Annotated in this window: 16 protein-coding genes; 12 read left to right on the top strand and 4 right to left on the bottom strand. The window is 44.5% G+C overall.

The features are described 5' to 3' along the window. Window positions 1-81: 81 nt before the first annotated feature. The 5 genes from M4I42_RS13555 (at window position 82) to M4I42_RS13535 (ending at window position 5,686) form a co-directional block, all read left to right on the top strand. Entirely contained in the window at window positions 82-1,107 is a 1,026-nt protein-coding gene (locus M4I42_RS13555) for an ABC transporter ATP-binding protein (RefSeq protein ID WP_268852647.1), read from the top strand. Beyond that, on the top strand, window positions 1,073-2,041 hold the full coding sequence (locus tag M4I42_RS13550) for an ABC transporter ATP-binding protein (RefSeq protein ID WP_268852646.1): 969 nt from the start codon (window positions 1,073-1,075) through the stop codon (window positions 2,039-2,041). The genes M4I42_RS13555 and M4I42_RS13550 overlap by 35 nt, the downstream gene beginning before the upstream one ends. Before the next feature lie 67 nt (window positions 2,042-2,108). Next, complete coding sequence (locus M4I42_RS13545) at window positions 2,109-3,704, top strand: ABC transporter substrate-binding protein (RefSeq protein ID WP_442864114.1); 1,596 nt, start codon at window positions 2,109-2,111, stop codon at window positions 3,702-3,704. Between the two features lie 63 nt (window positions 3,705-3,767). Further along, the gene (locus M4I42_RS13540; RefSeq protein ID WP_268852644.1) at window positions 3,768-4,772 is read left to right on the top strand and encodes an ABC transporter permease; all 1,005 of its coding nucleotides are present in this window, start codon (window positions 3,768-3,770) and stop codon (window positions 4,770-4,772) included. A gap of 17 nt (window positions 4,773-4,789) precedes the next feature. Further along, entirely contained in the window at window positions 4,790-5,686 is an 897-nt protein-coding gene (locus tag M4I42_RS13535; RefSeq protein ID WP_268852643.1) for an ABC transporter permease, read from the top strand. A gap of 198 nt (window positions 5,687-5,884) precedes the next feature. Here the strand turns inward: M4I42_RS13535 and M4I42_RS13530 are convergent, their stop codons facing one another. From M4I42_RS13530 to M4I42_RS13520, 3 genes are all read right to left on the bottom strand, one after another. Beyond that, window positions 5,885-6,949, bottom strand: a complete 1,065-nt coding sequence (locus tag M4I42_RS13530; protein ID WP_268852642.1) for an FUSC family protein — start codon at window positions 6,947-6,949, stop codon at window positions 5,885-5,887. Window positions 6,950-7,124: 175 nt separating this feature from the next. Continuing rightward, the gene (locus tag M4I42_RS13525) at window positions 7,125-11,597 is read right to left on the bottom strand and encodes a glutamate synthase-related protein (protein ID WP_268852648.1); all 4,473 of its coding nucleotides are present in this window, start codon (window positions 11,595-11,597) and stop codon (window positions 7,125-7,127) included. Window positions 11,598-11,871: 274 nt separating this feature from the next. Then, complete coding sequence (locus M4I42_RS13520) at window positions 11,872-13,167, bottom strand: glutamate-1-semialdehyde 2,1-aminomutase (protein ID WP_268852641.1); 1,296 nt, start codon at window positions 13,165-13,167, stop codon at window positions 11,872-11,874. A gap of 110 nt (window positions 13,168-13,277) precedes the next feature. Here M4I42_RS13520 and M4I42_RS13515 point away from each other — a divergent pair, with 110 nt between their 5' ends. The 6 genes from M4I42_RS13515 to perR all read left to right on the top strand — a co-directional run bounded on the left by M4I42_RS13515 (window position 13,278) and on the right by perR (window position 17,484). Then, entirely contained in the window at window positions 13,278-14,285 is a 1,008-nt protein-coding gene (locus M4I42_RS13515) for an ABC transporter ATP-binding protein (RefSeq protein ID WP_268852640.1), read from the top strand. Then, window positions 14,278-15,069, top strand: a complete 792-nt coding sequence (locus M4I42_RS13510) for an ABC transporter permease (RefSeq protein ID WP_268852639.1) — start codon at window positions 14,278-14,280, stop codon at window positions 15,067-15,069. The genes M4I42_RS13515 and M4I42_RS13510 overlap by 8 nt, the downstream gene beginning before the upstream one ends. A 4-nt stretch (window positions 15,070-15,073) precedes the next feature. Further along, the gene (locus tag M4I42_RS13505) at window positions 15,074-15,859 is read left to right on the top strand and encodes an ABC transporter permease (protein WP_268852638.1); all 786 of its coding nucleotides are present in this window, start codon (window positions 15,074-15,076) and stop codon (window positions 15,857-15,859) included. A gap of 49 nt (window positions 15,860-15,908) precedes the next feature. Further along, entirely contained in the window at window positions 15,909-16,325 is a 417-nt protein-coding gene (locus M4I42_RS13500) for a potassium channel family protein (RefSeq protein ID WP_268852637.1), read from the top strand. Between the two features lie 12 nt (window positions 16,326-16,337). Beyond that, window positions 16,338-16,808 (top strand): thioredoxin-dependent thiol peroxidase, encoded by a 471-nt coding sequence (bcp, locus tag M4I42_RS13495; protein ID WP_268852636.1) that lies wholly within the window; start codon window positions 16,338-16,340, stop codon window positions 16,806-16,808. Between the two features lie 229 nt (window positions 16,809-17,037). After that, entirely contained in the window at window positions 17,038-17,484 is a 447-nt protein-coding gene (gene perR / locus M4I42_RS13490; RefSeq protein ID WP_268852635.1) for a peroxide-responsive transcriptional repressor PerR, read from the top strand. 24 nt (window positions 17,485-17,508) lie between these two features. Here perR and M4I42_RS13485 read toward each other — a convergent pair whose 3' ends face one another. Beyond that, window positions 17,509-17,865 (bottom strand): YgzB family protein, encoded by a 357-nt coding sequence (locus M4I42_RS13485; RefSeq protein WP_268852634.1) that lies wholly within the window; start codon window positions 17,863-17,865, stop codon window positions 17,509-17,511. A gap of 126 nt (window positions 17,866-17,991) precedes the next feature. On the opposite strand from M4I42_RS13485, the gene M4I42_RS13480 reads away from it, so the two are divergent. Next, a complete protein-coding gene (locus M4I42_RS13480) occupies window positions 17,992-18,864 on the top strand; it encodes a nucleotidyltransferase-like protein (protein ID WP_268852633.1) in 873 nt (290 codons plus the stop codon). Window positions 18,865-19,121: the final 257 nt, after the last annotated feature.

Raw genomic sequence — 19,121 nt, 5'->3', positions numbered from 1 at the left:
TCTACTATACGTGGCATAATTTAAATGAAAATGACAGAATTGCACTGCAATTCTTTTTTTACTTAGGCAGGGGGTGACGGCATGAGTAAGCAGCGGGTGCTAGAAGTGAAAGGGTTAAAAACATCTTTTTTTACAGACGATGGGGAAGTTCCGGCGGTCGATGATATTGATTTTTACATAAATGAAGGGGAAATTTTAGGTATTGTCGGGGAGTCGGGCTGCGGCAAAAGCGTGACTTCGCTCTCGATTATGGGATTGTTGCCAAAAGGCATCGGCAAAATTGTCGGCGGCGATATTTTATTTAAAGGCGAAAATCTTGTTCATGCTACAGAAAAGCGGATGAAGCAAATTCGTGGCAACGAAATCGCGATGATTTTCCAAGAGCCGATGACATCGTTAAATCCGTTGTTTACGATCGGCAATCAGCTGATCGAAGCGATCCGCATTCATACGAATTTGAGCAAAAAAGAAGCGCGGCTTCGCGCCATTGAAATGTTGAAGCTTGTCGGGCTTCCGCGCGCAGAGGAAATCATCGACGAATACCCTCATCAGCTATCAGGCGGGATGAGACAGCGCGTCATGATTGCGATGGCGATGGTATGTCAGCCAGCGGTTTTAATCGCCGATGAGCCGACGACAGCGCTTGATGTGACGATTCAGGCACAAATTTTAAAACTGATGAAAGATTTAAATGAAAACTTTCAGACAGCGATTATGATGATTACGCACGATTTAGGGGTAGTGGCGGAAGTATGCCAGCGCGTCGTCGTCATGTATTCTGGGAAGATTGTTGAAGAAGGGGACGTACATACGATTTTTAAAGAGCCGAAGCATCCGTATACGATCGGTCTTATTCAATCGGTGCCGGATATTCGCGACAAAAAAGAACGGCTTTATTCTATCCCAGGCAACGTTCCAAAACCTGGTTCGATCAAACAAGGCTGCCGCTTCGCTGCAAGGTGTGCGCATGCGTTTGATCGCTGTTTTCAAGAGACTCCGCAACTGTACGACATCGATGACAAAGGACATCGCGTCCGTTGTTTTTTGCACCAAAGAGAGGGGGAAGCAAAGAGTGACCGAGCCGTTATTGCAGGTGAAAGGGCTTAAAAAATACTTCCCAATTACCGGCGGTATTTTTAGCAAAACGGTCGGGGAAGTGAAGGCCGTTGATGATCTTACATTTACCGTACATAAAGGGGAAACGCTTGGCATTGTCGGGGAGTCGGGCTGCGGAAAATCGACGACCGGGCGGATGCTCCTTCGCTTAATTGAACCGACGGAAGGTTCTATTATATTTGAAGGTCAAGAGATTACGAGTTTATCGAAGCAAGAAATGCGGAAAATTCGACGGGACATGCAAATGGTCTTTCAAGATCCATTTGCTTCGCTTAATCCGCGCCATACCGTGGAGAAAATATTGGAGGAACCGCTCATTGTGCACGGAATTGGCTCGAAAGAAGAGCGAAAAAAGCGCGTGCAAGAAATGCTCGAAGTCGTCGGGCTTGGCAGCTACCATGCAAAGCGATATCCGCACCAGTTTAGCGGCGGTCAGCGCCAACGGATCGGCATCGCCCGCGCGCTAATGACGAAACCGAAATTAATTATCGCCGATGAGCCTGTTTCGGCGCTTGACGTGTCGATTCAAGCACAAGTGTTAAATTTGTTAGAAGATTTGCAGAAAGAGTTTGGCTTAACATACATTTTTATCGCGCATGACTTAGGGGTAGTCCGCCATATTAGCGACCGTGTCGGCGTGATGTATTTAGGCAGAATGGTCGAATTGGCGGATAGCGACACGCTCTATGAATCTCCAAAACACCCATATACAAAAGCGTTATTATCGGCCGTTCCAATTCCAGACCCGGAATACCGTCAAGAGCGGCAGCTTTTAACAGGCGATTTGCCAAGCCCGGCAAATCCGCCAAAAGGATGTGCGTTCCATACGCGTTGCAGCGCCTGTATGGATATTTGCAAAACGGCGCGTCCGGAGTTGAAAGAAGTCGAACAAGGTCATTACGTTGCTTGCCATCTTTATGAATAAATCGGCAAGCAGCGACAAAATAATCATTACATAAAAGGGGGAACTAAAAGTGAAGAAAAAATCACTAATGGCAGTGTTCGTGTTTATGCTTGCATTGTCGCTAGCGCTTGCTGGCTGTGGAAAATCCGAAAAAACAACTAGCGGGGAAAAAGATAGCTCAAAAGCCGGAACCGCACAAAGCACGCTTGTCTATGGCCGCGGCGGGGACTCGGTAGGACTTGACCCAGCGACCGTCACAGACGGGGAATCATTAAAAGTCACGAAAAATATTTTTGACACGCTGTTAGACTACAATGACGGCGATACGTCGATTCAACCGGCGTTAGCAGAAAAATGGGAAGTTTCTCCAGATGGTCTCACGTATACGTTTACGCTTCGCAAAGGTGTGAAGTTCCATGACGGAACAGATTTCAACGCGGAAGCAGTCGTATTCAACTTTGAACGTTGGGCGAACGGGAATGCAGATACGTTCCCATACTACGGTTCGATGTTTGGCGGTTATAAAAATGACGAAGGCCATGTCATTAAAGAAGTAAAAGCAGTGGATCAATATACGGTACAATTCGTATTGAAACGTCCACAAGCGCCATTTTTGAAAAATCTTGCGATGACACCGTTTGCGATTGCAAGTCCTACGGCGGTGAAAAAATATGGCGACAAATTTACAGAAAATCCTGTCGGTACAGGTCCATTCGTCTTTAAAGAATGGAAACGGAACGAGCGAATTGTATTGGAGAAAAACAAAAATTATTGGATGGAAGGCTATCCGAAGCTAAATCAACTTATTTTCGTTTCGATTCCTGACAACTCTGCCCGCTTAAATGCGTTATTAAAAGGCGAAATTGACATCATGGAAGACTTAAATCCAAACGACTTGAAACAAGTAGAAGGAAATAAAGATTTCCAAATTTTTAAACGTCCATCGATGAACGTTGGTTATGTCGGGTTGACGACAACAAGAGGTCCGTTGAAAAACAAACTTGTCCGTCAAGCGTTAAACTATGCGGTCGATAAAAAAGCGATCATTGATGCGTTTTATGCAGGGCAAGCAGAGCCAGCGAAAAACCCAATGCCGCCGAGCATCCCTGGCTATAACGATGCGATTCAAGACTATCCATTTGATTTAGAAAAAGCGAAACAATTGCTTGCAGAAGCAGGCTATCCGAACGGATTTGAAATGGAATTATGGGCAATGCCTGTTCCACGTCCGTATATGCCAGATGGAAAGAAAGTAGCAGAAGCGTTGCAAGCGAACTTTGCGAAAATTGGTGTGAAAGCGAAAATCGTAACGTATGAATGGGCGACATATCTTGAAAAAGCGTCCAAAGGAGAAGCAGATGCGTTCTTGCTCGGTTGGACAGGGGACAACGGCGATGCGGATAACTTCTTGTATGCGTTGCTTGATAAAGATAGCATCGGCAGCAACAACTACACGTACTACTCAAACGACGAGCTACACAAAATTTTAATCGAAGCACAAACGGTCAGCGATGAAAATAAACGGAACGAACTTTACAAAAAAGCACAAGAAATCATTAAAGAAGATGCACCATGGATCCCGCTTGTGCACTCCACACCATTGCTTGCAGGGAAAGCCAATATTAAAGGCTTTAACCCACATCCAACTGGTTCGGATAAATTTACGAAAGTTGAGTTTCAATAATCTTCGGGTCGAGGGAGGGGGAGTGCATCCTCTCCCTTTTCACTTTCCAAAAGGAGTGAGACTATGTTCGCATATACAGTGCGACGGGTGTTAATGGTAATTCCAGTGTTGCTTGGGATGTCGTTAGTCGTGTTTTTTATGATTCGTGCGATTCCTGGAAACCCTGCGCAAGTCATTTTAGGGCAAAAAGCAACGAAAGAAGCGGTTGCTGCGCTGACGCATAAACTTGGGCTTGATCAGCCATGGTATGTGCAATACGTGAAATATTTAGGCGGGTTATTGCAAGGCGATTTAGGCGAGTCCATTCGTACCGGTTCTGCAGTGGCCAATGAAATTTGGCCGTATTTAGCAGCGACATTAGAACTTTCACTAGCAGCGATGTTGATTGCCATTGTCATTGGTGTCAACGCAGGCATTATTAGCGCGTGGTTCCAAAATTCATGGTTTGATTATGTAGCGATGGTATTGGCGCTTGTTGGTGTATCAATGCCAATCTTTTGGCTCGGATTGATGGAACAGTGGGCGTTTGCTATTCAACTTGACTGGCTGCCAACTTCTGGACGAGAGGATATAAGAAATCCAGTGGAGCCGATTACGCATTTATATTTAGTGGACACGCTACTGCAAGGGAATACCGAGCAGTTCGTGCAAGTATTGCAACATTTAATTTTGCCAAGCGTTGCATTGGCAACGATTCCGATGGCGATCATTGCCCGGATTACTCGCTCAAGCATGCTAGAAGTAATGAAATCCGATTATATTCGGACAGCAAGAGCAAAAGGGTTAAGTATGTTTTGGGTCGTGTACAAGCATTCATTAAAAAATGCCATTATTCCTGTATTGACGGTAATTGGCTTACAGACAGGCTTGTTGCTTGGCGGTGCGATTTTAACGGAAACGATTTTTAGCTGGCCAGGAATCGGGCGCTATATTTACGATGCGATTGGCTACCGTGATTACCCAGTCATTCAATCAGGCATTTTAATCGTTGCGACGATTTTCATTTTTATTAACTTAATCGTAGACCTTCTTTATGCAGCCGTTGACCCACGCATTAAATACAACTAATGAAAGGGGGAGTGACTGTGGCTGAACTAGCTCGCAATCAAACACCAATGATACGGCAAGAAAAAGAAGAATCGGTTTCTTTATGGAAAGAAGGGTGGCGCAGCTTTAAGAAAAATAAAATCGCGCTTATCGGTATGGGAATCGTCGTATTTTTCATTTTATTAGCGGTATTTGCGCCACTGCTTGCGCCATATGGCATTAATGACCAAAATTTATCGTTGCGCTTGCAAGCACCGTCTAAAGACCATTTGTTCGGTACAGATGATTTCGGTCGTGACATTTTATCGCGTGTCATTTATGGCGCCCGCATTTCGCTTTGGGTCGGCTTTTTTTCCGTGTTAGGTTCGGTCGTTGTGGGCTCGTTGCTCGGCATTGTTGCTGGGTACTATGGCCGCTGGGTGGACGGGATCATTTCACGCGTGTTTGATATTATGCTGGCGTTTCCAAGCATTTTGTTGGCGATTGGTATCGTTGCTGTGCTTGGTCCGTCGTTGCAAAATGCGCTCATTGCGATTGCGGTCATCAACATTCCGAATTTCGGCCGCCTAATTCGCTCGCGCGTCTTAAGCATTAAACAAGAAGAATATATTATGGCGGCAAGAGCGATCGGTATGAGCGATGCCCGCATTTTGTTCCATCATATTTTGCCAAATAGTATGGCGCCGATTATTGTGCAAGGGACGCTTGCGATCGCTACGGCAATTATCGAAGCAGCTGCGCTCGGATTCTTAGGGTTAGGTGCACAACCACCAAATCCAGAGTGGGGAACAATGCTAGCAAGCTCCAAAGAGTTTTTAACACAAGCGCCGTGGACGATGATTTTTCCTGGGTTAGCGATTATGTTAACCGTGCTTGGCTTTAACTTAATGGGGGACGGCTTGCGCGACGCGCTCGACCCACGCATGAAAAGCTAAAAACAACGGCTATCTCACTTGGAGGTAGCCGTTTTCATTAGGGAAAGAGATTTGCCCATTGTGACCCCGTTTTTCTTGCTTGTCTAGCTCGGGCTACTAGCTCTCTTGTGCCAAACAACCTTCCTCCGTCGACGCAAACAGCGCTTCTCGTCGGAAGAACGTTTGGTTTCGAGAGCTAACTAGTCGCCTCTACTTTTCTTACGCTTCCTGATCCGACAGCTCGAATGCTTCGGCATCTTTATGGTATTGTTGAAAGCTGTCGATTAGTTTATCTAAGTGTTCCAACTGTTCTCCGTAGGCAATAATCGTTCCGATTAATAAAAATAGGTGATGCTCGTTGCCTTGGCGATTGTATTGATAAAACGCCTCAACAAGCCGCTTTTTTTCGTGACAAGCTTCGTTGGCAATTTCCGATTGTTGATGAAATTTTGCTTTTCCGATAAACTTTAGCAAAATTTGTTCGTGGTAATAAAGTAAGCAATCGAGCTGCGCCCGTACGGTTTGTTGAAATTCATCGGGCATATGGTAAAGCTCGTTTTCAAGGCGATGCAACACTTTTAATGTATCGAGCGCTCGGTTCGTAGCCGAAATCATTTGCCGGTATAATACGAGTTTGCGCGACCGCTGATAACGGTTTTTTTGCAAATACATTCGTTCTTCTTTGTAAAGCAAATACAATTGATCGAGTTTAATCACTTTTTCTTTTAGCTTTTCAATATCTTCTTTTAACACATGATGTTCTGACGCGTGGCGAATGTTCATGCGAATCCATTTTAAAATCGCTTCCGTATTTTCGGTAATGTGATAATAAAGCTTTTTTTCATACTTCGGCGGAAGAAAAATAAGATTCACGACAAATGCAGCAAGCACGCCAAGCATAATGGTTGAAAAGCGAATCGCCGCAAATTGAATGAAATTTGCGTTCGTATATTCCATAATGGCGATCACGGTGACTAATGCGACCGAAATCGTTGACTCTAGCCGAAGCTGCAAGCAAAGAGCGATCACTAAAATCGCCGTCAACCCAACGATAAACGGGTTATGGCCAAATAAAAGGACGCTGACAATTGCAAAAACAGCGCCGATTATGTTTGCTTGTACTTGCTCGACGAGCGATAAGTACGACCGATAAATCGTTGGCTGCATCGCAAATACCGCGGATATACCGGCAAACAATGGTGAAGGGAAGTTCATCATGCTTGCTAAAGAAAGCGCTAATGTAACGGCGATTCCCGTTTTAAAAATGCGGGCTCCGAGTTTCATAATTGTTTCGTATCCTTTCTTTTGTGTCAAAAAAGATGCTAAACAATTTAGTAATATACATCGTCTGGAAGAAGATATCAAGCAAAAAATGAAACGGACGTACTATATATATTGCAGCATTGTTGCATTAATTACACAAAAAAGAGGCATCTCGGTTCAGATGCCTCTTTTGTCATTATTCCGTAGAAACGGAAGGGTCCGCTTGTTCTTTGGATGGAATTACTTGGAAGAAATGTTCTTCCGGTTTTTCAAGCAGCGGCTTCAGTGACTCTGCCTCTTCGATTTGTTCGTGCTCGATTAGTAAGTCAATATATTTTGATAAAAGCTCATACACATCTGCTTTTCCACGCTCGTTTAAGCGTTCAATGCGCACTTGGGCGCCTTTTGCGATTCGGCGCTCAAGAGCTGCTTTCGTTAACCCCATTTCTGGCTGGTGACGCAAATAGACGACGCCGCCTGTCATTCCAGCGCAAATCCATGGGCCTGGGTCACCGAGAACGAGCCCGCGCCCGTTCGTCATATATTCGAACGCAAACCCTTTAATGTTCGCACGTGCGCCAATATTGCCGTGTTCTTCTTCTGGAATTGGTGAGGTGACTTGGCCACCGATAATCATGTCTGCGCCGGAAAGACGAATGCCAGCACGAGCATCCGCGTTGCCTTGGACAACGAGCAAGCCTTTTTGAGCCCCATAGCCAAACCCTTTTCCGACCGATCCGTTGTAAAACTTGCCATCTTTCCCTTTCGCTTTAAAGATGAGGATGCTGCCGCCGAGCGCTGTTTTTCCGATGCCATCTTGCGCACCGCCATCGACGTGAATGTGAATGCCGTAGCTGTTGTAAGCGCCTAGGCCGTTTCCAGGGATCGAGCCGTTTTTAAAACGCAACGTCACGTTCGGCAATTTTTTATACGAGCCATCTAAGCGACCGCGAACGCGATGGCACGACACGCGGCTGCCGAGAACGCGCTGCTCGGATGTGACAGCGGAAAATTCGCGCGAGCGGTGCAAGTCTTCGACGCGGTAATCGAGATATTCGGCTCCAGCTGCGACTAGCAACTTCGTTTCTTCCACGCTTGCTCGTATTTCTTTTGGTGTGAATTGTCCGACTTCGAGCACTTTTAGCAAATACGTCAAATCCATTTTTTTCAAGCCTCTTACTTGTTCTAACAAGTCGGAACGGCCGACAATGTCTTGCAATCGTTCGAAGCCAAGGGCAGCTGTTAGTGCTTTCAATTCGTTTCCGAAAGCGGTAAATAAGTTGACCAATCCTTGGACAGCCGCATCGAATTGCCGCGGGACGAAGCGTCGCAACCCATGCTCTTTTGCTTGCGCTTCCGATTCGATTTGCGTCGCAATCCCGACATGGCATGTATCTAAATGGCAGCCGCGGCATGTTGTACAGCCGATCGCAATCATCGAAAGGGTACCGAAGCCGATCCGGTTTGCACCGAGCAGCATGACTTTGATGACATCAAGCGCACTTTTAATGCCGCCATCGGCCCAAATTTCCACTTGATTGCGCAACCCTGCTTCTAAAAGAGCGTTGTGTGCGGCTTTGACGCCGATTTCGACTGGAAGTCCCACATGTTGCAACGCGTGAATGCGGGCTGCCCCTGTTCCACCATCAAAGCCGCTTAACGTAATAATGTCCGCGCCGGCTTTAGCAATTCCGACCGCAATCGTTCCGATGTTTGGCACGACCGGCACTTTAACGGCAACTTTCGCTCGGTCGTTTGCTGTTTTGAGCTCGGCAATCATTTGAGCCAAATCTTCGATCGAATAAATGTCGTGGTTGTTTGATGGCGAAATGAGATCAGAGCCGATCGTGGCGTTCCGAGCTTCCGCGATTTTCGCGGTTACTTTTGAACCTGGCAAATGGCCGCCTTCTCCTGGTTTTGCCCCTTGGCCGATTTTAATTTCTAACAAATTCGAAGAGTTCAATAATTCAGCATTCACGCCAAAACGGCCTGATGCGACTTGCTGGCCGCGCGTGCGCGGATATTTGCCGAGCATATCTTTAATTTCGCCGCCTTCGCCGTTCAAGCTGACCATGTTGAGCCGGTCAGCCGCTTCGGCATAAGCGCGGAATGCGACTTCGTTTTGCGAACCGAACGACATCGAGGCGATCACAAACGGAAGGCTATGTTCACCGACGCTAATATCGACTTTTTCTACTGGCACTTCTTGTTTCGCTTTTTTCAAATCAAGCAAATGCCGAATCGTTGTTGGCGTTTCCGTTTCTATTTCCGTCAATTTTTCGCGATAGCTGTCGTATGACCCGGTTTGCGCCACTTCCCCAATTGCTTTCCAAATGCGCGGGAAGACGTGGAACGTTTTTCCTGGTTTCGCATTTTCGTTGGCATAGTCGTTCGCACGGGCGATCGCATCTTCTTTTAACGCTGCAAAATCGTATTGTAACGAGTCAGAGCCAAAGAAGTTGACGATTTTCAAAACATCGGCAATTTCGTTATGCAAGCCGATTGATGAAAAGAGGCGGCTGTATCCGCGCAATTCATGAATGCCAATCGTTGAAATGACTTTTTCCAACCCTTTATTTAAAGCGTTGAATAAATTGACCACTGGTTTGATCGAATCTTCTGATGCGACGGTCGCAAACATTAAATACGGGCTAATCGCGTTGGCACCTAATCCGTAAGCGACGATGAGATCGTGCAGCGAACGAATCGCACCGGACCGGAGCAATAGCGAGCAGTCGCGTCGTAACCCATTCCCCGTTAGCGCCTGATCGATGGCGGAAGTCACGAGCAACGGATCGATCCATAAATTTCCGTTTTGATGCGCTTCTGCATCGTCAAGAATGAGCAACGTTTTTCCAGATTGAACAGCTTCACACGCTTCGTTCGCAAGCCGGTGAAGCGCTTCTTTTATCGTCTCGTCCGCCGTAAACGTCGCAGAAAGCATGTACGCGAGTTGCTTTGTTTGGAACGCGTGAACGACTTGGTCATATGAAGGATGTTCTAATGCTGCAGCGCTATCATGGCCGAGCTTTCCTTCAATTAAAACTGGTGAAATAAGTTCAATCACATATGAAGGCGGCTGCGCATCTAACAAAGATGGGCGTTTGCCAATGATCGTTCTTGTTGAGAAATGCTCCGTTTCACGGTCGCGGTCGATCGCTGGATTTGTGACGACAGCAACGCTTTCTTTAATGAAATCGGCAAGATTTTTCCGATTTGGATCAATCGCCGCAAGCGGTGCATCATGCCCGAGCGAACGAATCGGCTCTGCCCCTTTTTCAGCCATTTGTTCCAACAGTTGAATATGTTCGCGATCCCAGCCGAAAGCAGCGTATTGCCCGTTATGCACTTTGCTTGGCGTGGCGACAAATAAATGTTTTTCCAACGTTGGAGGCGTAAGCCGTGCTCGGAAGTTCGCCACATCAAACCGCTTTGAAAAGCGCTCATACACTTCTTCTTGGAAAGCGGCGTATTCCAATACTTGAATATGACCGTCTGCTCCCCATTTCAACCCGATTTTTTCGCCAGGCGCAATCGGTTTCGGCTCACCTGTATATTCGCTCGCCGGAATAATTCCTGGTTCAGAGGCGAAAATGAAACGGTCTTCTGTATCTAATTTCCAAAGTGGACGCAATCCTAATGCATCTACACTAAATACCGCTTCATGTCCATAGCGAGAAATGATGCCTGCTGGACCTTGGGCGAAGTGTCCCCACGCTTCGCGAATATACGTATACAAATCTTGCAAATGTTCAGGATATGCTTTTATTTCATTAATAATTGGCGGAAACAAAATATCCATCGCTTCAAACAAACTGTATCCGTGGCGGCAAATGAGTGTTTCCATTGTGCGGCTCAAGTCTTGCGAATCGCTTCCGCCGATGGTGAGTGGAACACCGAGCATCATCGCTTCATCGCGCAGTTTGGCGATCGTATTAATTTCTCCGTTATGTCCTAACACACTAAATGGTTGAACGCGGAAAAAGTTCGATAACGTATTTGTCGAGTAACGGTTATGTCCCAACGTCATCGTGGAAGCGACAAGTGGGTTTGCTAAATCATAGTAATATTTCGGTAAAATATCTCCCGCGCCCATTACTTTATAGACAACATGGAAATGGCTTAAAGAAGCAACGTGAATATTTTCGTCTTTTTCGATGTCGATGAGCAAGTCAAACAACCGTTGCGTTAACTGCGCATTGTCAATAGGCAAAAACGCTACTTGCCAAAATACTGGCTCTTGACGCAAAGCAATCGGTCCGAGTGCGTGGGAAGAAGTAACGCGATCCGATTCGAAAAGAAGCGTGAGACCAAATTGTTTGAATAATTGTCTCATCTTTTCTTTTGCCTGTTCAACGTCAGTCGTGCGATTGATGAAAATATGCCCAACCGTAAAATGAGTGTCGTTAGCGATTTCTGGATTTTGACCAGCGTTCGCTAACTTCTCCATCCAAAGCGCTCGCGGGATATCGATATGAATGCCGACGCCGTCTCCTTCACCGTTAATAAAACCGGCGCGGTGGTTCATTTTCACAAGGGCATTAATACAGGTCATAATGTTTTCTCTTGTTGGAATGCGGCGTTTTTCAATAGCTGATACAATGCCACAAGCATCGTGTTCGGTGTGATGGAAATCTTTAAAAAGACTTGGATTCCAACGCTGTTTCATGATTGATCGGCTTGAAAGTGGGAGTCCCACCTTTGCCTTTCACCTCCTGCGCACAATGTTCTATAAGAAAAATACGGAGTAACGATTGTTAAATGAAAATTTTCAGAATTTATAGTCTATGTTACCACGATCAAAGGGGGAAATCAATTATTTATTCATTTTTTTGGATATAATATTCATTTTAAAAGACGAGGATAGTAGAATTGATTGTAAGCGTTTTCAGTTTATTTTTAAAACTAAACGGAAGGTATATCCTTCCGTTTAGTTTGCATATTTATTCATTTTTCAATGTTTTAAATGCATGTTCTACCGCTTGAATTGTATATTGAATATCTTCTTCTGTATGGGCAAGAGTAACGAACCATACTTCATATTTTGAAGGTGCAAGATTGATCCCTTGGCGCAACATGAGTTTGAAAAATTTCGCAAACATCTCGCCGTCCGTCTGTTGGGCTTGTTCATAGTTTTCAACTTTCTCGGTCGTAAAGTAGACGGTCAATGCCCCTTTTAGACGGTTAATTGTTACCGGAATACCGTATGTTCGGGCATGAGTTAAAATTCCTTCCTCTAACATTTCGCCTAGGTGGTCAAGATGCTCGTAAACGCCGTCTTGTTTTAACACTTCTAGGCAAGCGATGCCAGCGAGAATGGAAGCAGGGTTTCCAGCCATCGTTCCCGCCTGATACGCAGGTCCTAGCGGAGCGACTTGTTCCATAATGTCCTTCCGTCCACCGTAGGCGCCAATTGGGAGACCGCCGCCGATAATTTTTCCGAGCGCGGTTAAGTCTGGTTCAATGCCTAATAAATTTTGCGCCCCTCCATACATAAAGCGGAACGCGGTAATGACTTCATCGTAAATGACAAGCGCTCCTGCTCGATGGGCGAGTTCGTTAATCGTTTCAAGAAACCCACGTTTTGGCTCCACGATGCCGAAGTTACCGACAATCGGCTCCACAAGAACGGCCGCGATTTGATCGCCCCATCGTTCCATCGCCTGCCGAAAAGAGTCAATGTCGTTAAATGGAACGGTGATTACTTCTTGGGCGATGCTTTTTGGAACGCCGGCAGAGTCAGGTGTTCCTAATGTCGATGGACCAGAACCAGCCGCAACGAGCACAAGGTCGGAATGACCGTGATAACAACCAGCAAATTTAATAATTTTATCCCGCCCTGTATATGCACGGGCCACACGAATCGTCGTCATGACTGCTTCTGTTCCAGAGTTGACGAAACGCACTTTTTCTAACGAAGGAATTGCCTCTTTTAACATTTTGGCGAACGTAATTTCATAAGGGGTTGGTGTTCCGTATAGTACTCCGTTTTCCGCTGCGCGCTGAATCGCTTTCGTAATGTGCGGATGGGCATGTCCGGTAATGATCGGTCCGTACGCCGCTAAATAATCAATATATTTATTGCCGTCTACGTCCCAAAAATAAGCGCCTTGCGCTCGTTCCATGACGATAGGGGCGCCTCCGCCAACCGCTTTATACGAGCGGGAAGGGCTGTTGACGCCGCCGACGATATGTTCGAGCGCTTCTTTGTATAGTTGTTCAGATTTTGTAAACTGCATGCTGAAAGCCTCCTATGCAAATGTTTGCCGCTTTCTATTGTACCATAAGCATACCATTTGTTTCTCATGTCGACTTTCGCTAAACTATTGCTTATGTGGAGGTCGAGAACATGGATTATGCAATTGAAGTAGAGAAACTGCGGAAAGAATTTAAGTCTTATTCAAGCCGTTCCGGTTTAATGGGAGCGTTTCGTGATTTATTTACGAGAAACTATAAAATCATTCGTGCGGTCGATGATATTTCATTTACCGTCAAGCAAGGAGAGATGGTAGGGTACATTGGGGAAAACGGCGCTGGAAAATCGACGACGATTAAAATGTTAACAGGGATTTTGACGCCGACTTCTGGAGAAGTTGTTGTCAACGGCATGAATCCTCATAAAGAACGTGAGGCGTTCGTTCGGACGATCGGGGTTGTGTTCGGCCAACGTTCGCAACTATGGTGGGACATTGCGGTGCAAGAATCGTTTCGGCTATTAAAAAAAGTGTATCGCGTATCTGACAAAGATTACAAAGAACATATGGAGCATGTCATCGAAACATTGGATATCGGCCCGCTGCTCGACAAGCCGGTGCGTAAATTGTCACTTGGCCAGCGAATGCGTTGTGAATTGGCCGCGGCCTTGATTCATAACCCGCCGCTTTTGTTTTTAGATGAGCCGACCATCGGGCTAGACGTGCTAGTGAAACTGAAAATCCGCCAATTTTTAAAAGAAATTAACGAAAAATACAAAACGACGATTTTATTAACAACACACGATATTGCCGATATTGAAGCGTTATGTGAACGCGTCATTATGCTTGATGAAGGAAAAATTATTTATGATGGGTCGCTGCAGCGGCTAAAAGAAAATTGGGGCGAAGGAAAACAAGTGCAGTTCACGTTTGCTAAAGAAGTTACGGATGGAGAGTTGGGTGTTCTTACTAGCGACTTAAAAGTCGGCTGGCGCAAAGGCGAGCAAGCCAACAGTTGGATTGCGCACGTGCCTCCTGTGCATGTATCCGATGTCATTAGCCGGGTAGTCGCGCGTTATGATATTCAAGATATTAATATTGATGAAATTTCAACAGAAGAAATTATTCGCAACATCTATGAAGAAGGTGTTGTGCATGGATAAGTATATAGAAATGATTCGCATCCGCTTTTTAATGATGCTAGCTTACCGCACGAACTACTATACCGGCATTCTTATTTATTGCATTAATATCGGGGCGTATTATTTTCTTTGGTCCGCTATTTATAGCGGAAAATCAGCCATTCAAGGAATGTCGATAGAGCAAATGACGACGTATGTAGCGGTATCGTGGATGGCGCGGGCGTTTTATTTTAACAATATAGACCGTGAAATTGCGATGGAAATTAAAGAAGGGAAAGTAGCGGTTGAACTGATTCGGCCGTACAGTTATTTAGGTATGAAAACGATGCAAGGATTGGGAGAAGGGGTTTTCCGGCTATTCTTCCTTTCGCTTCCTGGCGTTATCATTACCGCTTTTCTGTTTCCGCTTCATTTTTCCAGTGATATGAGCACGTGGGGGTATTTTGCCCTCTCAATTATACTAAGCTTTGTGATTAATTCGCAATTGAATTTACTAGCGGGAGTAGTGACGTTTTTTACCTTAAATAACGAGGGATTGCTGCGCGCCAAACGGTTTGTGATTGATTTATTTTCCGGTTTGATTTTGCCGATTAGCTTTTACCCTAGCTGGGCGCAAGAAGTGATGAAGTATTTTCCGTTTCAGGCGATCAGCTATATTCCGAGCATGATTTTTACGGAAAGTTTCCAAGGGCAGGCGATCATCGACGGGCTATTGTTTCAACTCGTTTGGAGCGTGATATTGCTCATTCCGCTTCAGCTGCTTTGGAAAGCGGCGAAAAAGCGGCTCGTTGTTCAAGGGGGGTGATGGCATGTTTTACGTGTCTATCTTTTTTCAATATATGGCTCAATATATGAAAACGAAGCTACAATATCGGACAGATTTGGTGGTGGAGTTTATTTCCGACCTTATGTTTCAGGCAGTAAACTTAATTTTCATTCTTGTTGTGTTCGGGCATACAACGTTATTGCACGGTTGGACGAGAGATGAAATGATTTTCATTTACGGCTTCTTTTTAGTACCGTTTGCTTTGTTTGGCGCGTTTTTTAATATTTGGGATTTTAATGAGCGCTACATCGTGCGCGGGGAAATGGACCGTGTTTTAACCCGGCCGGTGCACAGTTTGTTTCAAATTATTTTAGAACGAATGGAACTTGAGTCGCTTGTTGGCGGCTTGACGGGTATTATCATTATGGTTTATGCAGGTGTACGGTTACAGCTAGAATTCCATTGGTATGATCTTTTCGTGTTCATTTTGTTTGTGCTTGGCGGAATGCTCGTTTACGCCGGTGTGTTTATTTCGCTAGCCACGATTAGTTTTTGGTCGGATGCGAGAAGCTCCATTATGCCAATGATGTACAATGTTAGCAATTACGGCCGCTACCCGGTCGATATTTATAACCGCGTGATTCGCTATATATTGACGTGGGTATTGCCGTTTGCCTTTGTCGGGGTCTATCCGTCCGCTTATTTTCTCGGTAAAAAAGAATGGTACGGCTACGCTTTTTTAACGCCGGTGATGGGTGTAAGCTTTTTTATGATTGCTGTATTTTTATGGAATAAGGGAGTGAAGCGATACCGAGGTGCAGGAAACTGAAATAGCATATTTGTGGTAAACTCCTCGTATACATAGCATGTACGAGGTGATGATGATGGAGTGGCTTATTTTAATAGTAGCGATACTAGTGTTAAGCATTGTTTCCGTATGGACCAGTCAAGTGAGCGAGCATAAATATGTTTCGTTGGAAAACCTCATTGTATTGATTTCCTTATATTTAACGATGATGATTGGATTTGGACTGATCTATACGATTTTAGAAATAAATGGGTATAATGTCTTTGTCAAAAATTATAATGACATCGCAGGCGGATTTTTTTCCGTCCTGCAAGATAGTTTATACTTTAGTGCGACAACACTGTTATCGGTTGGCTATGGTGATGTCATTCCGATCGGGGCGGGAAGGTGGCTCGCGGTTGTTGAAGCGTTATTAGGATATATTATGCCCGCTGCATTTGTGGCGCGGGTCGTGATCGACTGGGAAAAAGAACATATGATACGTTAGGAGGAGAGGTCAATGCAATTAATCGGAAATCCGGCTCCGGATTTTACGCTACCGGCAAGCAACGGACAGATCGTATCGCTTTCTGATTTTCGTGGAAAGTTTGTTGTATTATATTTTTATCCGAAAGATATGACGCCTGGTTGCACAACGGAAGCGTGTGATTTTCGTGACTACTACGATCAATTTCGCGATTTGAACGCCGTTATTTTAGGAGTTAGCACCGATTCAGTAGAACGGCATCAAAAGTTTATTGAAAAATATGCGTTGCCGTTTTTACTGTTAGCGGACGAGCAACACGAAGTAGCCGAAAAATATGGTGTTTGGAAGCAAAAGAAAAATTTCGGGAAAGAATATATGGGGATCGAGCGCTCGACATTTGTCATTGACGAGGAAGGGAAATTACTGAAGGAATGGCGCGGTGTGAAAGTCAAAGGTCATGTAGAGGAAGCGTTAGCTTATATTCGTCATGTCGTTCAAAAATAGGTAGATGTCCAAACTAAAATAGGACTGGAGCATATATTGTTGGTGTAGGGCATACCTCCTCAAATGGAATCGATTGGTGCGGAAAGTGATTCCGCACACTTTTTATGTTAAAAAGCCGAATAAACTCATATATTAATGATACGAATATTGACAAAGCAGCCGAAATAACGGTAGACTAATTATAAAAATTATAAAATAATAATTCTTTTTTTAAAAGGAAGCGAGGTGCATGACGGTGTCTGAAGAGCAACTGCTAAAAGAAGCGCTGGACACGTTGAAACAAACGGGAGTGCGCATTACTCCGCAACGTCATGCGATATTGGAATATTTAATCCGTTCCATGTCACACCCGACGGCTGATGAGATCTATAAAGCGTTAGAAGGAAAATTCCCGAATATGAGTGTTGCAACGGTTTATAATAATCTCCGTGTGTTTAAAGAAGTGGGGCTTGTTAAAGAATTAACGTACGGTGATTCGTCAAGCCGGTTTGATTTCGTTACCTCTGACCACTATCATATCATTTGCGAACGGTGCGGAAAAATCGTCGATTTTCACTATCCGGGATTAGATGAAGTGGAAACGCTGGCGGCGCATGTGACAGGATTTAAAGTAAGCCACCATCGCATGGAAGTGTACGGTGTCTGTGCAGACTGCCAACATTACCGTCCGCATTAAAGAGCTGATAGCAGTGAAAGGCTATCAGCTCTTCTTTTTCTTGCGGTTATATTTTTCGTCAAACTCTTTGCCAGCTAATTCAGGATCTAATGTTAGCGGCTCGCTGCAATACATACATAGATCGACTCGTCCGAGCATCTTTGTTGTTTTTCCACAGCTTGGACAGACTACTTGAATGGTCCTTGTCGACAACATCCCGATCCAAAAATACACAACGGTGCTGGCAATAATAAAAAGCAACCCTAAAATCATAAATAGCGTCATAATCCACATCGAAGTGCGGAAGAATATCCCTATATACATGACGATAAAACCGACAAAAATTAAGCCAAGCGCAAATGTGCGGATTTTATTAATTTTACTTGAATATTTAATCGACATTTTGTCCGTCCCTCCTCCCCATAACTATACCATAAAATTTAGGCAAATTTGCAAAGAGGAATTTTGCGATTTTTGTCGAAATAGCTAACATAGTGTTGAAATGTTCGAAGTGATGGAGGAAGACGTATGGAGGATTTAATTCGCCCCATTTATCAAGAGAGGGCAAGCCACCGCAATACGCTAGGAATTTTGATGATTGAAAAAAAATTTAACAACTCAGCGATTACGGATACGTTTGATGTTGTTTTACTAGTCATTGTAAAAGAAGCAGATTGTCCGGTTTTTAGTAAACATTACACAGCGAAAGGGCAAAAGGCAGCGTTGTATGTCGTAAGTGAGGAAAAATTAAACGAGTGGCTTTTGCTCGGTTCTAACCGCAAAGTCATTGATTGGGTGTTCAATGGGAAAGTATTGTTTGACCGGAACGAGTACGTTCAGCAGCTGCGAAACCGAATGCTAGAATTTCCAGAAGAAGCGCGCCGGTTAAAAATGGGGGTGGAGTTTGCGAAGCTAATTCGGCGATATACAGACGGAAAAGTGTTTTTAGAAACAAAGCAGCTTTTGGATGCCTACAATCATGTGGTGCATGCCCTCCATCATTTAGCGCGACTGGCGGTCATTGAAAAAGGATTTTATCCTGAGATAACAGTATGGAACCAAGTGAAGCAGATCGATGCCCAAATTTATAAACTTTACGAAGAGTTGGTAGGAAGCGACGAACCTTTAGATAAGCGGCTTGAATTATTGTTTTTAGCGAGCGAATTTTTAATTCATTCACGTATTCCATCTGGCTCGGCTCACTTATTGAAGGTGTTGAAGCAACAAGAAGGTGCTTGGAGCATTGGAGAAATTGTCGGCCATCCAGAGTTAGAAGTGTATTCTGTTGATTTGGTGATTATGCTCGAGTATTTAGTAGATAAACATGTGTTAGTAGTAGAAGAGAGGTCGACAAAAGGACAACACGTTTTTCACCGCTATTACAAGGTAGCAGATCATTAACAAAGAATAGAGAGGCCCGATCTTCTAAAGACAACAACAAATGAGAAGGGCCTTTTGCTTTGTTGTATCGGTAATAAAAGTTCGGATTTTACAGCAGATGAGAAATACAAAAAATTATAAAAAAGCTGTTGACTTAATCAAATAAAAATGATAAATTAAAAAACGTCGCTGCAAGGCAGCGATCGAGAGGAAAAAGATATTGACAATAGTAAACGAACATGATATTATGAGAAAGTCGCTTCAAGCGATGAAGGAAA

Origin of the sequence: Anoxybacillus sp. J5B_2022, assembly GCF_026847645.1 — a bacterium.
In the GTDB taxonomy this organism is placed as follows: domain Bacteria; phylum Bacillota; class Bacilli; order Bacillales; family Anoxybacillaceae; genus Anoxybacteroides.
The sequence above is the reverse complement of the archived record's forward strand: the minus strand, read 5'-3'. Positions and strand labels throughout refer to the sequence as shown.

Excerpts from the sequence above, each read along its gene's own strand:
- M4I42_RS13555 (WP_268852647.1), top strand. The coding sequence starts at position 82 with ATGAGTAAGCAGCGGGTGCTAGAAGTGAAAGGGTTAAAAACATCTTTT.
- M4I42_RS13545 (WP_442864114.1), top strand. The coding sequence starts at position 2,109 with ATGGCAGTGTTCGTGTTTATGCTTGCATTGTCGCTAGCGCTTGCTGGC.
- M4I42_RS13540 (WP_268852644.1), top strand. The coding sequence starts at position 3,768 with ATGTTCGCATATACAGTGCGACGGGTGTTAATGGTAATTCCAGTGTTG.
- M4I42_RS13530 (WP_268852642.1), bottom strand. The coding sequence starts at position 6,949 with ATGAAACTCGGAGCCCGCATTTTTAAAACGGGAATCGCCGTTACATTA.
- M4I42_RS13525 (WP_268852648.1), bottom strand. The coding sequence starts at position 11,597 with ATGAAACAGCGTTGGAATCCAAGTCTTTTTAAAGATTTCCATCACACC.
- M4I42_RS13520 (WP_268852641.1), bottom strand. The coding sequence starts at position 13,167 with ATGCAGTTTACAAAATCTGAACAACTATACAAAGAAGCGCTCGAACAT.
- M4I42_RS13515 (WP_268852640.1), top strand. The coding sequence starts at position 13,278 with ATGGATTATGCAATTGAAGTAGAGAAACTGCGGAAAGAATTTAAGTCT.
- M4I42_RS13510 (WP_268852639.1), top strand. The coding sequence starts at position 14,278 with ATGGATAAGTATATAGAAATGATTCGCATCCGCTTTTTAATGATGCTA.
- M4I42_RS13505 (WP_268852638.1), top strand. The coding sequence starts at position 15,074 with ATGTTTTACGTGTCTATCTTTTTTCAATATATGGCTCAATATATGAAA.
- M4I42_RS13500 (WP_268852637.1), top strand. The coding sequence starts at position 15,909 with ATGATGATGGAGTGGCTTATTTTAATAGTAGCGATACTAGTGTTAAGC.
- bcp (WP_268852636.1), top strand. The coding sequence starts at position 16,338 with ATGCAATTAATCGGAAATCCGGCTCCGGATTTTACGCTACCGGCAAGC.
- perR (WP_268852635.1), top strand. The coding sequence starts at position 17,038 with ATGACGGTGTCTGAAGAGCAACTGCTAAAAGAAGCGCTGGACACGTTG.
- M4I42_RS13485 (WP_268852634.1), bottom strand. The coding sequence starts at position 17,865 with ATGTCGATTAAATATTCAAGTAAAATTAATAAAATCCGCACATTTGCG.
- M4I42_RS13480 (WP_268852633.1), top strand. The coding sequence starts at position 17,992 with ATGGAGGATTTAATTCGCCCCATTTATCAAGAGAGGGCAAGCCACCGC.